Origin of the sequence: Shewanella basaltis (assembly GCF_023283885.1) — a bacterium.
Classification (GTDB): domain Bacteria; phylum Pseudomonadota; class Gammaproteobacteria; order Enterobacterales; family Shewanellaceae; genus Shewanella; species Shewanella basaltis.
This window is the reverse complement of the sequence record NZ_JAKILA010000008.1, coordinates 1-12,485: the sequence shown is the minus strand read 5'-3', so window position 1 is coordinate 12,485 and position 12,485 is coordinate 1. Positions and strand designations below refer to the sequence as shown.

General features: G+C 41.6%; 10 protein-coding genes, 3 tRNA genes and 1 pseudogene. 1 reads left to right on the top strand and 13 read right to left on the bottom strand.

Annotation, left to right across the window (positions count from 1 at the left end; translation table 11 throughout):
* Positions 1–231: 231 nt before the first annotated feature.
* The 10 genes from L2703_RS07770 to L2703_RS07725 form a co-directional block, all read right to left on the bottom strand.
* Positions 232–317 (bottom strand) — tRNA-Leu (locus L2703_RS07770).
* A 48-nt stretch (positions 318–365) separates the two neighbouring features.
* Positions 366–439 (bottom strand) — tRNA-Cys (locus tag L2703_RS07765).
* A gap of 40 nt (positions 440–479) precedes the next feature.
* Positions 480–555 (bottom strand) — tRNA-Gly (locus L2703_RS07760).
* Positions 556–782: 227 nt separating this feature from the next.
* Complete coding sequence (pgsA, locus tag L2703_RS07755; protein ID WP_248970544.1) at positions 783–1,331, bottom strand: CDP-diacylglycerol--glycerol-3-phosphate 3-phosphatidyltransferase; 549 nt, start codon at positions 1,329–1,331, stop codon at positions 783–785.
* A 44-nt stretch (positions 1,332–1,375) separates the two neighbouring features.
* Positions 1,376–3,208: an excinuclease ABC subunit UvrC gene (gene uvrC, locus L2703_RS07750; protein WP_248970543.1), complete on the bottom strand. Its 1,833-nt coding sequence runs from the start codon at positions 3,206–3,208 to the stop codon at positions 1,376–1,378.
* Between the two features lie 39 nt (positions 3,209–3,247).
* Complete coding sequence (gene uvrY / locus L2703_RS07745; protein ID WP_248970542.1) at positions 3,248–3,892, bottom strand: UvrY/SirA/GacA family response regulator transcription factor; 645 nt, start codon at positions 3,890–3,892, stop codon at positions 3,248–3,250.
* A 256-nt stretch (positions 3,893–4,148) separates the two neighbouring features.
* Complete coding sequence (locus tag L2703_RS07740; RefSeq protein ID WP_248970541.1) at positions 4,149–4,568, bottom strand: secondary thiamine-phosphate synthase enzyme YjbQ; 420 nt, start codon at positions 4,566–4,568, stop codon at positions 4,149–4,151.
* Positions 4,569–4,938: 370 nt separating this feature from the next.
* A complete protein-coding gene (locus L2703_RS07735) occupies positions 4,939–5,595 on the bottom strand; it encodes an SCO family protein (RefSeq protein ID WP_248970540.1) in 657 nt (218 codons plus the stop codon).
* Positions 5,570–6,154 (bottom strand): toxin-antitoxin system YwqK family antitoxin, encoded by a 585-nt coding sequence (locus tag L2703_RS07730; RefSeq protein WP_248970539.1) that lies wholly within the window; start codon positions 6,152–6,154, stop codon positions 5,570–5,572. The genes L2703_RS07735 and L2703_RS07730 overlap by 26 nt, the downstream gene beginning before the upstream one ends.
* Positions 6,141–6,956, bottom strand: a complete 816-nt coding sequence (locus tag L2703_RS07725) for a YHYH protein (protein ID WP_248970538.1) — start codon at positions 6,954–6,956, stop codon at positions 6,141–6,143. The genes L2703_RS07730 and L2703_RS07725 overlap by 14 nt, the downstream gene beginning before the upstream one ends.
* 683 nt (positions 6,957–7,639) lie before the next feature.
* On the opposite strand from L2703_RS07725, the gene L2703_RS07720 reads away from it, so the two are divergent.
* Entirely contained in the window at positions 7,640–9,106 is a 1,467-nt protein-coding gene (locus tag L2703_RS07720; RefSeq protein WP_248970537.1) for a DASS family sodium-coupled anion symporter, read from the top strand.
* Between the two features lie 99 nt (positions 9,107–9,205).
* Here the strand turns inward: L2703_RS07720 and L2703_RS07715 are convergent, their stop codons facing one another.
* The 3 genes and pseudogenes from L2703_RS07715 to L2703_RS07705 form a co-directional block, all read right to left on the bottom strand.
* Positions 9,206–9,493 (bottom strand): hypothetical protein, encoded by a 288-nt coding sequence (locus L2703_RS07715; RefSeq protein ID WP_283107835.1) that lies wholly within the window; start codon positions 9,491–9,493, stop codon positions 9,206–9,208.
* Positions 9,494–9,700: 207 nt separating this feature from the next.
* Positions 9,701–10,779: pseudogene (locus L2703_RS07710) on the bottom strand (transposase).
* A 158-nt stretch (positions 10,780–10,937) separates the two neighbouring features.
* Positions 10,938–11,501: a hypothetical protein gene (locus L2703_RS07705; RefSeq protein ID WP_248970536.1), complete on the bottom strand. Its 564-nt coding sequence runs from the start codon at positions 11,499–11,501 to the stop codon at positions 10,938–10,940.
* Positions 11,502–12,485: the final 984 nt, after the last annotated feature.

The following is a 12,485-nucleotide window of genomic DNA, read 5'->3' as shown; positions in this document are numbered from 1 at the left end:
AAAGGCGTTTATTATCCCGAACTCAGGTTAAATAGCACCGCTGTACAGACATACCGAAAACTGTATCCATTAAACACATGCAAATGATTAGAAACGCACAGGAATAGCGATTTATTTTTTCTCTTCTGGTTTTTGAATATGAAAACTCAACTGGCAGATGCAAAAAAGCCCCGACTAATGTCGAGGCTTTTTTGCACCATACTTACGTATGTAATTTCTTACTATAAATAATGGTACCCGAGGCCGGACTTGAACCGGCACGCTTATTCAGCGAGGGATTTTAAATCCCTTGTGTCTACCGATTCCACCACTCGGGCAAAGTGTTTTGTTAACCGTTACCTAAAGTAACCATTAAACTCAATTCGTGGAGGCGCGACCCGGAGTCGAACCGAGATCGACGGATTTGCAATCCGCAGCATAGCCATTCTGCCATCGCGCCACATATACCAATTTCAAACCCATCGGATAAAGTAAGAAATTGGAGCGACATATCGGGTTCGAACCGATGACCTATACCTTGGCAAGGTATCGCTCTACCAACTGAGCTAATGTCGCGTTTTCAATCTTTTGAACTGCTCATCAATAAGATACTGTTTTTCAATCTATCAACTGAGCTAATTTCGCGTAAACTGTGATGTTTAATATACTAGCCTAGCGCTTTACGCCGACTCATCTCTTGTCTACGGGGAGGCATTCTACCGAATAAACCTCGTGTGTCAATTATTGATTTACGCAATATTGACTGTTTGCGCACTAAATAAACTCATTGAACTATTATTATGCTATTCAGCCGTTAAATCTTTCCAAGCTGCTGAAATATAACTCATCATCGACCAGAACGTCAGTGCTGCTGCAACATAAAACAATGCAAATGCTAAGTCAGTAAGTAATGGTGTTGGCTTCCAAATCAGTCCAACAATTGCCGCCATTTGCGCTGCCGTTTTGTATTTGCCAATCCACGACACTGCAACTACACCGCGTTTGCCTATTTCGGCCATCCACTCTCGCAGTGCTGAAATCACAATTTCACGGCCAATCATAAACAAGGACGCTAACGTTAAATACATATTGTCGTTTTGTTGCACCAATAACACTAAGGCGGTAGATACCATGACTTTATCTGCTACAGGATCTAAAAAGGCACCAAAACGCGTTAATTGCCCTAATTTACGTGCAGCATAACCATCTAACCAATCAGTTAGTGCTGCAAGCCAAAAAATAAATGCGGCAACAAAAGGAGCCCAAGTGTAGGGGAGATAAAAAATCACTACAAATACAGGCAACAAGGCAATACGAAATAATGTCAGTGCAATAGGTACATTAAACGGCATAAAAAGACCAATTTGTCAGAAGCAGCGCCAATCTTGCCTTAATTTTAGCCCCCTCGCAATGTATCGTGAATTGTTTGTGCCATTTCTAAGCTAATTCCGGGTACTTTTATTAATTCAGCCACACTCGCACCTTTGACTTCTTGTATTCCGCCAAGGTGTTGCAGCAACGCTTTACGTCTTTTAGGGCCCACTCCTGGGATTGATTCGAGTGTTGAAGTGTTACGCGTTTTTTGACGTTTATTTCTATGACCGGTTATCGCAAAACGATGTGACTCGTCACGAATATGCAAAATAAGGTGAAATGCAGGTGAGTCGCTCGGTATATCAAAGGTTTGCTCACTGCCACCCACGGTAAACGTTTCTAACCCCGCTTTACGCCCCTCGCCTTTGGTCACACAGATTAGCAGAGGAGGGTTATCAATCTTAACGCACTTTTCATCGACAATGGTTTGCGCCACTCTAAGCTGACCAATACCACCGTCAATAAATAAAAGGTCTGGTACTTTGCCGTTGTTGTCAATTTTATCAAAACGTCGACTAATGGCCTGCTCCATCGCTGCATAATCATCACCACCAGTAATGCCACTGATATTGTAGCGACGATAATCCGCTTTATGTGGACCTTCACGGTTAAATACCACGCAAGACGCTACCGTGCTTTCTCCCATCGTATGGCTAATATCAAAGCATTCCATGCGTTTAATCGGTTCATTAAGCTCTAATGCTTCTTCTAATAATTGGAAACGTTGCTCGACGGTATTTTTGTGCGATAACCGAGTGGCAACAGCATTGCTAGCATTTGTTATCGCTAACCGTAAAAAGTTAGCTCTATCGCCACGCACATTGGTTTTAAGTTCAAACTTCTTATCTAACGCCTGCTCTATCGAAGCTTCAAGCTCTGTTATGCCATCAAAAGAATGGCTTAAAATGACTTCTTTAGGAATGGTACGTTGAATATCTGCATTGAGATAAAACTGAGCCAAGAAAGAAGATAACACTTCTTCAATGTCGGTTTCAGCAGGCACTGAAGGATAATAACTACGGCTACCAAAAATTTTTCCATCACGAATAAACAACAAGTGAAAGCAAGCGATACCAGAGGCATAATTAACCCCTATCACATCCATATCACCTTTGTGATTAGACACTTCTTGTTGTTCGGCAACACGCCTTAATGCGGTAATTTGATCGCGGTATTGAGCCGCTTGTTCGTACTCCATTTCAACCGCTGCCGTTTCCATTTTGGCCACCAGCTGGCTAATAACCTGCTTGTCTTTGCCGCGTAAAAACAGCCCTGCCAGTTTAACTTGTTCGCTGTATTCTTTATCGCTCACAATCCCAACACAAGGCGCACTGCAACGATCGAGCTGATATTGTAAGCATGGACGAGAACGCGACTTATAGTACAAGTCATCACATTGACGAATTGGAAACAGCTTTTGCATTAAGTGCAAACTTTCGCGTACTGCGCCACCGTTAGGATAAGGTCCAAAATAATGGCCTTTTTCACGCTTAGGGCCACGGTGATAGGCAAGCCTTGGGTGTTTATGGCCACTGAGTAAAATATACGGATATGACTTGTCATCACGCAGCAGCACATTATATTTGGGCATGTACTGCTTGATGTAATCGTTTTCGAGTAACAGCGCGTCAGTTTCGCTATGGGTCACAGTCACATCGATGTGGTCAATATGCGACACCAATGCCTGCGTTTTAACGCTAGGAATATTGCTACGAAAATAAGAACTGAGGCGTTTTTTAAGATCTTTGGCTTTACCAACATAAATCACTTGTTGGCGTATATCGTACATTCGATACACGCCAGGTGCGCTGGTCACCGTTTTTAAAAAAGACTTGGCATTAAAACCACTAGACATGATTAAAGCTACTTAATGCGTTACGCGGAATAATCGCAACTAAAATGAACCTGTGTCGAGCATTTTGTAACGAATAGCCAAACGGGTCAACTCAACATCACCACCAATACCGAGTTTAGCAAACAAGCGGTAGCGATAACTGTTAACCGTTTTAGGGCTTAAGTTGAGTTTTTCCGAAATATCATTGACCTTTTCACCATTGGTGATCATCAACATAATTTGGAGTTCGCGCTCAGACAAGCTACTAAATGGGTTTTCGTCTGAATGATTAAACTGACTAAGTGCCATTTGTTGGGCGATTTCGGGCGACAAATAACGTTGACCGCGCGCCACTTGAGTAATCGCCCTCAGTACTTCTGGTGACGTTGAACCTTTAGTTAAATAACCCGATGCGCCAGCTTGCATCACCTTTGTCGGAAACGGATCTTCTGTTTGTACCGTTAATACAATTATCCGAGCTTCAGGCTGATAACGTAAAATCTTACGTGTCGCCTCTAAGCCGCCCATACCTGGCATGTTCATGTCCATTAAAATCACATCGGCTTCATTGTGCCTTGACCACTGCACGGCCGTTTCGCCGTCGGGCGCTTCGCCAACAACTTTAATACCGCGTTCGTCTTCTAGAATGCGACGGATCCCTGTTCTCACAAGTTCATGATCGTCAACCAAATATACAGATATCACGTTAACCCACCTATTTTATGCGTTATTCTTTTAAAATCTTTAGGGCCGTTTTATATACAAAACACTTCAATGCAGCTAACGGCAACAGAGGCCATTTAAACAACCAATATTAATTGCATGAATAAGACGCCTGAATTTAGCATCTTTACATTTACTGACACAAGTAAAGTCATAATCAAACGTGAAGGATGTGTACAAAACATGCAATAAGGTCACTTAGCCAAGAAACACGGTTAGCTATGGCTAAGTTTATAAACTATTCACCGTGAACAGTAACAATAATTGTTCTGCAAGACGCATTATCGCGGTGCTCACATAAATACAACCCTTGCCAAATGCCTAAATTTAAACATCCCTGAGTAATAGGTATGGTTTGGCTAACACCAATTAACGTCGACTTAATGTGCGCGGGCATATCATCAAGCCCTTCATATGTGTGCTTAAAATAAGGTGCGCCTTCAGGTGCAAGCACATTGAAATGACGCTCCATATCACCTCGCACTGTCGGATCTGCATTTTCGTTAATGGTTAATGATGCTGAGGTGTGTTGAATAAATACATGCAATAACCCAACGTTAATCTCTTTTAGCTCAGGTAATTGCGATAACACCTCGTCTGTAATTAAATGAAAACCACGCTTTTTAGAAGCAAGTGAGATTGTTTTTTGCATCCACATAAATAAAACCTATTCAATAAAATACACCACGCGATTAACTGTGATGGCAATGAGAGATTAAACAACACTCGTTAACATAGACGCTGTAAACCATTTCCATACACAGCAACAATAGAGCATACACCCAAGTCATTGCTTTCGATAGCATCTAGTCGGTCATTTACCATCACGCAGGCCCTGTTAAATGCATAATCTGACATGTTTGACGATTTAGTATGAAGATGAAGTCAAAGATAAACACTTTACCTTTGACTCAGGTAAAAAATCACAATAAAAGAGTGAGCGAGGAAGGGGTTAACGAGATAAAACAATGGCACTAAGCCGTTTGCCATGCTTAAAAGCAGCAACAAACGGCGTTTACACGCTGATGTTATTCCAGCATTAATTGTTTGATGTCGACAATAAGATTAGCAACAGAGGTATTATTTAAACCATTATAAATGCCTCGAATGTGCCTGTTTTTATCAACTAACACTAAGTTTTCGGTATGTAAAAAATCTTCATTACTGACATATTCACCTAAATCTTCATTGGCAAAATAGGCATTTCTGGCAAGTGAGTAAATCTGTTCGCGCTCTCCCGTAACCAAACGCCATTTGGCGGCATTAATATGATTTTTTTGAGCATATTGTTGCAGAACCTCAACCGTGTCATTAGCCGGTTGAATAGAATGAGACACAATCATCACATCGCCATCGTCTATAAATTCGCTTTGTACTTTAGATAATTGCGACTTCATTCGAGGGCAAATCCCCGGACAACTCGTAAAGAAAAAGCTGGCTACATAAATTTTATTTTTTACCGTGTCTTGAGTAACCGACTCACCTTGTTGATCAATAAACGAAAACGCCGGAATTTGATGAAACCCCACCAATTCGGAGCTGTTTGGTGTAAACCAATGGGGAGTAAATTCAGCACTGCCATAATAAGGTAAGGTGGCCAATGCCTCTTTAGCACTTGGCTCAGCTAACGCAGTTCCTGTACACAAAGCCACACATAAATTAATTAGACTCAACCACTTCTTCATTTTCTAATTCCACACACATATTTGAACGCTTAAGGCCAAAAACACGGCCGTTAATATACTCATAATTGCTAAACAATTTTCCATTACGCCGCCAAGCTTGTTGTAAACCAACTTCCTGACCATCAACATAATTCATCTTTTTAAACAACTCACCTGTGGCATACCATTGCAACGAAGTGCCATTCACCTTGCCTTGCCGATAAACAGACTCGGAGCGCATATTGCCATTACTCCACCAACTGTGAGTTGTTCCTTCAAGCACACCAGCAACATAACGAGAATCAAAAGCCAATGTACCGTTTTCAAACCATTGTGTTAAAAAACCGTCACGTAACCCTTGCTTAAAGTGTTCGCGTTTAGCCATTTTTCCGTTGGGGTAAAAAGTCACGGCATCACCTGTAAAAGGCTTATTTTGGTACATTCTTAACCCCGTGGTATGCGAAATATGGATCAACTTACTGTCGATAGAGCCATTTACGGGAGCATTAAACAGTAAACACGCCACCACAAGTAACAACACCGAGCCAATACCTAACAATATTGCTTTAACGGATAGCACTAGCGGTACCTTGATAATCGCCTGGGAATAATATGTAGTACGACCCTAAGTACAGCTCATTTTGAATGTGATAATGGTATTCAGGATCTTGCGCAAACTGTGTTGTTGACGTATGCCCACCAGATTCATCTAAATCGGTCGGGTATGTGCCAGTAGAATTACATTTGCGGCCATACAAAAAGAAGCCATCAGCAATCACGCCAATTAAATTTGAGTCATCGTCGGAAAACGAAATGGGCTCTAAATGATAATGATAACTTTGGGGTCCGGTGTGAGCACCGTTAAAGTCAAGACTCGTCGCGGCATCATCTAATGGGACACCTGGGCCTTCTTCATCGTTATAAATAACGGCCCCACTCACAGCAATACCAATCGCCCCAAGCCCAGTAGCTGAGCTAGACGTAGCTTTAGTTGGGTTGTTATCAACGGTTAATGTATATGTGCCCACAAAATCATCAATGTAACCCGGTGCCATTTGCGCATAACTGGTTACGGTAGGCTCAACATGTAACTCGTGTCCTGACGACCAGTAAGGTGAAGTGTGATTTGGTAAACCTGTTGTTTCAATAACAACTTTAGTGCCACTGAGCACAACATTGACGTTATCTTGATCAAACTCATAATAAGCCGTATGCAAAATACCAGTGCCAAGATCGTCAGAATCGCTGTCGGTAGATGAGTCTGTAGAACTTGCCGCGTCGGTTACATCAGTACTGTCTTCAGTCCCTCCACAACCCAATAATCCCAAGGTCAATGCCAAAGTGATTGCAATCGCGAGCTTAGTTAAAGGAGCATTGTTCATTTTATTTCTCATCGGTTAAACATAAGACAAAGCTTAACAATGCAATGTGCAGAAAATATGGAGAAATAATGGATAAGCAGCATGTTTGTATCCAACATTGTTAACCAAAACAACAACCCAATCACAATCTACTGGCCTTTGCGCCTAAGTTATGTACCACAAGCCGTTAACCTAGGGTCTGTTGATCATTCAAGGATGTTTTTGCAGCGATTTGTTGGTCTTTACTCATATACAAGTGCGCAGCGGAGACTTTGAGGTGTAGTAATTCTTCTTAAAAAGTCGATAAGCAGTAAAAATGGCCAACAAACGCTGCCCACAGGGTTCGGCTAAAAACGTTTTACTCTTTGTTGAACGATGCTTTCAAATAAAGAGTTGCTTAGGTGACTAGGCTTCAATCCATTCGCCTCGATTAAAACATTTTTAACTCGAACAAAATTCAACCAGCAAAGATCAACAGACCCTAGGGGCTGTGCCCTTTGACCAACAGATGCAACATTTTTATTGGTAATACACTAAGACATCAATTAAACATGACACATATTGGCAATGAGAAATACCTCACAAATTTAATGTCGACAAAGACTTAGTATCAAGTTATCGAGCAGATTTATTTTAATACTTATCCACGTCAAGCACGATGAGCCTCATGCAAAAGGTGTGCAATCACCCTTAAGGAACCTGCAATGAAAAGTACTGACATTCGCGTTATTCCGGGCATAGTTTCAATTGCAATCATTCTCTTTCTTTGGTTTGTTGTCGCTCCGCCACAGGGGGTGTCTGCCAATGCATGGCATTTATTGGCGTTATTTGTGGGCACAGTTGTCGCCATTATTGGTAAAGCCATGCCCATTGGGGCTATTGCGGTTTTAGCCATAACATTGGTGGCATTAACAGGCGTAACCAGTGACAAACCATCAGATGCGATTAAAGATGCGCTCAGTGGTTTTTCTAACTCATTAATTTGGCTAATAGGTATTGCGATTATTATCTCACGTGGATTAGCGAAAACAGGTCTGGGTAATCGTATCGGCTATTACTTTATTGCATTGTTTGGCCGAAAAACCATAGGTATTGGCTACGCGTTAGCGCTATCAGAACTTGTTATTGCACCAGTTACCCCAAGTAATACTGCAAGGGGCGGTGGTATTATTCACCCCATAATGAAATCTATTGCCACCAGCTTTGGCTCATCGCCAGAAGATGGCACATCGCGCAAAATAGGTCACTATCTCGCGTTAGTGAATTATCATACTAACCCTATCACCTCAGCCATGTTTATTACCGCAACAGCCCCGAACCCACTCATCGTCAAATTAATTGCCGACGCTACGGGGGCAAATATAAGTATTACTTGGGGCACATGGGCATTAGCTGCATTGTTACCCGGCCTGCTTTGTATTGCACTTATGCCGCTCATTATCTACGCAATTTATCCACCAGAAATCAAACGAACCCCAGACGCCCGTGTATACGCGAAAGATAAATTAGCCAACATGGGCCCAATGTCATACGCAGAAAAAATCATGGTTGGTGTATTTACCTTGTTGCTAGTGTTATGGGCAGGGATACCGGCAATGATTTTTGGTGAAGCCTTTGCTGTTGACACAACTGCAGTCGCTTTTTTAGGGTTATCGATTTTATTAATTAGCGGCGTGTTGAGTTGGGAAGATGTGCTTAAAGAAAAAGCCGCCTGGGATACAGTGGTGTGGTTTTCTGCGTTAGTCATGATGGCCACTTTTTTAAGTAAACTCGGCTTAGTGGCTTGGTTTTCTGGCATCGTTGAAAGCAATATCGCTCAATTAGGAGTGGGCTGGATGATATCAGTCATTATTCTGGTAGTGGTTTACTTCTACGCGCACTATTTCTTTGCCAGCACAACCGCACACATTACCGCCATGTTTGCCGCATTTTTTGCTGCAGGTATCGCCTTAGGCGCACCACCGTTATATCTTGGTTTACTGCTTGCCGGCGCATCGTCTTTAATGATGTCATTAACCCATTATGCTACCGGTACTTCACCCATTATTTTTGGCTCGGGTTACGTATCAATGGAAAATTGGTGGCTAATGGGTTTAATCATGAGTGTGGTTAATTTAACTATTTGGGGTGTGGTTGGCGCCCTTTGGTGGAAAGCGCTGGGCTTTTGGTAAGCTTATCGCAATCAACTTACTGTACTTTTAAATTAACGCTGACAAATGCCCTAGGCAATTTGTCAGCGTTATAACGCAATCCCCTTAAGTCGATACGATTTAGGTTTTAAACTGTTTTACATTTAACTCTAAGGTTTGTGCAAGATCTTCTAATTGATGGCTCGCAGCGGTGATTTTACTCGCCTCTTGTTGGGCTAACAATGCTGAACGGGTTATCTCAACAAAGTTTTGATTTATCTCTGCCGCCACGGCCGACTGTTGCTCAGCAGCAGTTGCAATTTGGGTGTTCATATCACTGATTTTAATCACCGACACATTGATTGCCGTTAACGACTCTTCAGCACGTTTAGCTTGCCCAACACCATCACGGAAAAAAAACGAAGCCACCCATAATTTACAAAAGTAACTTAACTCTTTTTCATGGCTTTGGCGAGGGTTACGATTGAAGTGATCAACTCATCAATTTTTATCGATATAGCTAAAATATTATCGTTAAATGAGTGATTTATGTGTCATCTAAGAAATTTAGCACAGCAGAGAACATTGATAGCTATCAAGCATAAGAAGAATTGTAATTTTATTTGGGATGATGACTTAAGCGCACAGCCAGCGCTGACAATTTGCCGCGCCTTGTCGTCGTTTTCGCTCTAAATGCTCACAGTATTCAGTTAAGGCAGGTAACGCTCCGACTGCACCTTTAAATAATGCACCAAATTCAGTGGTGATTTTAAGCCAATTCTCTGCGGGGATGTTTAGCCTATTCAGTATGTCCTGACTGCTTGAGCTAATGGCACCACGCTTATCTTCTCGAATAATCCGACCGGTATCTTCAACCAGTACAATGTAATCTTTTACGCTGAACATGAGTCCGTTAGGCATATTGAGTCTTTCATTTCCCACAAACGGTTATAGCTCGGGTGGTTGCTCACCTTTCATTGCTGAATTTATTCGACGTTGAATACTGGTGTAATCTGAGGTTTCAGGGGTTGTGGCCATCTTGGCTCTGACTGGGTTTAAATCTACATAGGCCATACAGGCTAATACTGCAGCTTCATCGAGTAGTGCTTGAGATTTGAAACGCCCTTCCCACAAATTTATTGGGAATCAATTTGAACAGCTTTAGCTGGCCCGAAGGGTGAGCGCCATGGATGGCAGCGAATAGAAACGACCAGTGCACTTATCTTCTTTATTGGCCATTCTGGCGATGGGCTCACTGAGTGAGCGCATAAACCAACTGATATCAATTAAGCGTTTACGGTATTCAGTAATGCATTCATTAACCGTTTGAAGTTCAAACTGGTTAAGGTCTTCCTCTTTAAGGTATTTGTGCGTGAGTAACGTACCTTTAAAGCCCTTGTGCCATTGAATGAGCACTTCTTTATCTGACCACTGTTTTGCTTTATCAGCATCAACCTTTAACACCACATGTAAGTGATTACTCCCTGTTCATTACAAAGAATGCATAAGCACAGATATCAATAGCAAAGATGGTCGCTAACTCAAGAATGCGTGAATCAACCCATTCACGCCGATGCTCAAAGTTCTCACCTGTTGAATTATCAATTCCGCACAAGAATGCCTTACGCACCACACGAGAACAGCAGTGATAACTTTCTATTTACAAGAGCAGGCGTATCTTCCAGGCTAACGATTGTCTGTCTTGGTCTGGCCATCTTTAATTACCGTTTGTGAAAGGGTAAATAAAGCCTAGTTCAGTGTTGAATATTTAGCCAGCTGTAATGGGTGGCCATGTTATTGTTATTTTAATTTGACTGCAAAAGCAGTCAAATAAGTTAGGCTCGCCTATTGACTGGAGGAAGGCTCATATGTGTTAGGCATTTTTATACTCTGGCCATTGTTCTATAGGGCTTTCTAGAAGCCAAAGTTCTTCTTCATTGGAATGCCAAATTAAATAAGGGAAATTATTGGTTCCATATAAGCGAATCACACTTCCATCTGGAATGGTGAATTGATCTGAGATTGAAACAATCGGCCAGTCACCAAATGAATCAGCTTGTGATTTTAACAAAGAGAGTAGCTCACAAGTTTGAATTTCTTTACCTAAACCTTCTTCTTCGTTTGCAAACTCTGTAGCCACTAAAATAAATTGGCTACCGTCTTCCTCATCGAAGTACCCTGAACCAATATTAAAAATTTCTACCTCATCATCGTTTAAATTAGTAAACCGCGCATTTTTAGTTACTAGCTTTGTTTTGAAGTGAGGGGATTCTATTAATCTTTGCTCTATAGCACTTATTAAATCATTTACCGTAATCCAAGAGTCAGCCTTTGTATTGAAACTTTTCATATAGACATGAAGTTCGGACTCGCTGTCATTAATAATATCATTTATTTCTTGTTGGGATTTTCCACCAAAAATTGATTTAAAACTCATAACGCTCCTAAATATCTAACGCTTAGCTATGGGGCAAAAGCACAATGCGAAAATAGCGAAGCCGCATTGTGTTTTTGTCCCAGCAGCCCGCGCAGCGGGTTGCAACTTGAGCGCTTTGTTATAAGACATTCTACTTGTCGTTCGGTTTTAATGGTGCCAATAGTAAGTAAAATATGAAACTTACCCAACTTACAAAAAGAGTGGCAAGTATCCAAGCCAGCTTTTCGTTTCTCCCTACTTTGTTTGATTTTCCAATGACAAACAACGGAACCAACCAAAATACGACAAGTATAATTAGCATTGGAAGCCAACTAATTAGGATTTCTGATAACATTGATGAGTTTTCGTTCATTTATGATACTTCCATATCTCATAACGTAGTGTTCAACCGCAGTTTGTAAGTAGCGCATTGCGATACACTTTGCGCAGCAATTCGCTAAATGCGCTACTTACAAACTGTCGAGTGGAGGCGCGAAGCGCCGGAACGTTGTTGGAACACCTTGTTATGTGATTTTAGTTCCTACTTCGCATTTCTAAAATTTTCAATTCAATTAGCCACCTACCAAACCTAGCTAGCATACCTCCAAAAAAAGCAATTGTGGGAAAGCTCAGTAGTGCTACACCTAGCCCATCTCCTGGGCTTCCGTTACTGCTCTGCTGCAATAAAAAATATTCAGCCCATATTGCAATAAGAGGCAAGCCTATGATTGCAGAGCTGATCCAATACCATTTCCATGTTGGAATTAATAACGGTATTAAAAATAATGATAAGCACGGAAGTAATATAAACAGCACAAATGACATTTAGCACCAATTTCCTTATGAAAAAAGTAGAAAGTTATGCGAGGCGATATTCTGTTGCAATTCCCCAACATAACGCTTTGCTAAGGGGCAATTACCAGTTGGCTAGGATTGCGCGAAGCGCCAAGCCGACTGGTAATTGTCCCAGTGAGTTTACGAACGAACTTGAGCAACTTGTTATAT

What these genes read in the sequence shown, in the direction of transcription:
- pgsA (WP_248970544.1), bottom strand. Translation starts at nt 1,331, where the DNA reads ATGCCGTTTAATGTACCTATTGCACTGACATTATTTCGTATTGCCTTG.
- L2703_RS07725 (WP_248970538.1), bottom strand. Translation starts at nt 6,956, where the DNA reads ATGAACAATGCTCCTTTAACTAAGCTCGCGATTGCAATCACTTTGGCA.
- L2703_RS07720 (WP_248970537.1), top strand. Translation starts at nt 7,640, where the DNA reads ATGAAAAGTACTGACATTCGCGTTATTCCGGGCATAGTTTCAATTGCA.
- L2703_RS07740 (WP_248970541.1), bottom strand. Translation starts at nt 4,568, where the DNA reads ATGTGGATGCAAAAAACAATCTCACTTGCTTCTAAAAAGCGTGGTTTT.
- uvrC (WP_248970543.1), bottom strand. Translation starts at nt 3,208, where the DNA reads ATGTCTAGTGGTTTTAATGCCAAGTCTTTTTTAAAAACGGTGACCAGC.
- L2703_RS07705 (WP_248970536.1), bottom strand. Translation starts at nt 11,501, where the DNA reads ATGAGTTTTAAATCAATTTTTGGTGGAAAATCCCAACAAGAAATAAAT.
- L2703_RS07735 (WP_248970540.1), bottom strand. Translation starts at nt 5,595, where the DNA reads ATGAAGAAGTGGTTGAGTCTAATTAATTTATGTGTGGCTTTGTGTACA.